Raw genomic sequence first — 2,422 nt, forward strand, 5'->3', positions numbered from 1 at the left:
TGTCTTCGTTGTGAATACCGGTCAACAGACGTTCATAAGCGATATGTAGCAGTGTAAGAAGCACGGGGTCGACCCTGGAATCACAGCAGGCGATGACGAGCGCCAGCGGATTCTGACCATTCTTGAGGGACTGAAAAAGCTCTTCCTCCGGATCATACCAGCGGCGCTGAAAACGACGGAAGCCGGAAGCCAGCCTAAGGACGAGCGGATGCTGATGACCGGGGCGATGGGTGCGGATAATATGAAAAGACATGCGGTCCTCGAAAAAAAGAAGTCAAAAAATACGGGTGGAAGTGTAGCTTTCCCGTCCGCCGCAGGCAAGAGCGGAAGCAGCCTCTTGACAGCTCCGTCGAGTTTTACTATTCAGAAAGGGACGCAAAGGGGAGTAACTGGGATCATGAGTCCCGGGCAATGTCAACAGCATGGAGCGCTCGCTTCTGGCATTGCCGTCAGCCCGTCTGATGAGTGAGACCTTGCGGCAATAACAGTATTGCCGGAAGGTCTTTTTTGTTTCTTCCGGCAGAAAAGGAAAACTCTGGAGGAATACATGTTCGGACACTCTCTGGTGGAAGTGGGCGTCTTTTCTCTGGTCATCATCACGTGCATGTGGATCGACCTTCGCTCCCACAACGACGACAAGCCCGTCACGGCCCGCAATGCGGCCATATGGTCCGCCATCTGGATTTCGCTGGCCTTTGCCTTCGCCGGATACATCGGCTGGAACGAAGGCTCGTCGCAGATGCAGCTGTTCATCGCCGGTTATCTGCTTGAAGAATCCCTTTCCGTCGACAATCTCTTCGTCATGATGGCCATCTTCACGTCCTTCGGCATCAAGGACGCCTATCAGCACCGCGTGCTCTTCTACGGCATTCTCGGCGCCGTGGTCATGCGTCTGCTCTTCGTGGCCGCAGGCAGTTCCCTCATCAAGATGTTCGGCCCCTACGCCCTGGCCGGTTTCGGCGTGTTCGTGCTCTGGACGGCCTGGAAGATGTTCCAGTCCCTCGGCAAGGAAACCGATGAAGACATCGACTATTCCAAGCACTGGGCCGTGCGCTGGACGCAGAAGTTCATTCCCGTCTACACGCACCTGCACGGCCACGACTTCTTCGTGCGCACCGATGAAAACGGCCATGCCGTGGAAGCTCCCAAGAAGCACGTGGAAGGCAGCACCATCAAGCTGGCGGAAAAGCCCGTAGGCAAGGTCATCTGGCGCGCCACGCCCCTGTTCCTCTGCCTGGTGGTCATAGAAATTTCCGACATCATGTTCGCCTTCGACTCCGTGCCCGCCGTGCTCGCCATCACGCCCGATCCCTTCATCGTGTACACCAGCAACATCTTCGCCATCCTCGGCCTGCGGTCCATGTTCTTCCTGCTCGCCGCCGCCAAGCGCTACCTGCGTCATCTGGAAAAGTCCGTCATCGCCATTCTGGCCTTCATCGGCGCCAAGATGCTGCTTGACGTCGCCGGCGTCATCCACCTGCCCGCCATGGTCTCCCTGAGCGTGGTGGTCGGCTTCCTCGCCCTCGGCATACTCGCTTCCTTCCTCCCCGAAAAGAAGGCCTGAACCCCAGGCTCCAGAACATGAAAGGGGCGGCGTCCGCAAGGGCGTCGCCCTTTTTTCCTGCCTCCCCCTCTTTGCCTGCGCCCGGTGCGCCTCTCCCGGACAAAAGAGGCGTTACGTGCAGCGCTCCGCCAGGACGCCCCGGCCTCATGCCGCGCACGCCCCGTACTCGGAACGCGACATTTCCGCGACAGCGCGCACGAAAAGGAAAAAGCATTGCCTTTCTCCCTCAGCGCTCCGAAAGACGATGGAAAACGGCAAAACATGGACGATCGGGCCGGTCGCCGCTTCGGACGCAAACAGACGTGCCTTACAGAAGAGCGAAGCCCGGCGTTTTTCCTGCGGGTCAAGCCTTCCCCCGGCACCATGCCCAGATACGCCCGGCACACGGACAGCAGGTCGTCTTGAAAAAAATCAGGCTGCGTCCGCTCCGTCTCCGCCGCGTGCTCGTCCTGTGCAGGGTCACTTCCCGGAGCGTTTTGCCGTCAGCAAGGTCGCTTCTTCCCTTTGCGGGGGGGCGCTCACGCCCCTCTCGGCTAAACGCACAGAACGTTCCCGGGAACGCTCTGTGCCGTTCCCGCCCCTGCGCTCCGGTCAGAGCTTCGAGCGCCTTTCATGCAAAAGCTCCGCCCCGATCTGCCTGCCCCGTCCGAAGGCGCATGCCTCTGTCTGCACGGCTTCGACGAACGCGGAGACGCTCACGCAGCAGCCTCTTTTTCAGGCCGCATCACATAAACAATCCCATGCCGCCGAAATGAGCCTGCGAACATTCCGGCGGCGCATCCGCGCTCCCGACCGAAGGAAATTTCCGCATGAACGAAGGGGCGGCCTCGGTTTTGTCCCTGTCGCGACATAAAAAAA

At 59.3% G+C, this 2,422-nt stretch carries 1 protein-coding gene and 1 pseudogene; one reads left to right on the plus strand and one right to left on the minus strand.

The window, feature by feature from the left end:
* Window positions 1–253 (minus strand): annotated as a pseudogene (locus QZZ60_RS11225) (hypothetical protein); the annotation flags it as partial.
* Window positions 254–547: 294 nt separating this feature from the next.
* Here QZZ60_RS11225 and QZZ60_RS11230 point away from each other — a divergent pair.
* The gene (locus QZZ60_RS11230; protein ID WP_295641438.1) at window positions 548–1,564 is read left to right on the plus strand and encodes a TerC family protein; all 1,017 of its coding nucleotides are present in this window, start codon (window positions 548–550) and stop codon (window positions 1,562–1,564) included.
* The last annotated feature ends 858 nt before the right edge of the window (window positions 1,565–2,422 follow it).

The sequence above is a fragment of the uncultured Mailhella sp. genome (assembly GCF_905187505.1).
Classification (GTDB): domain Bacteria; phylum Desulfobacterota; class Desulfovibrionia; order Desulfovibrionales; family Desulfovibrionaceae; genus Mailhella.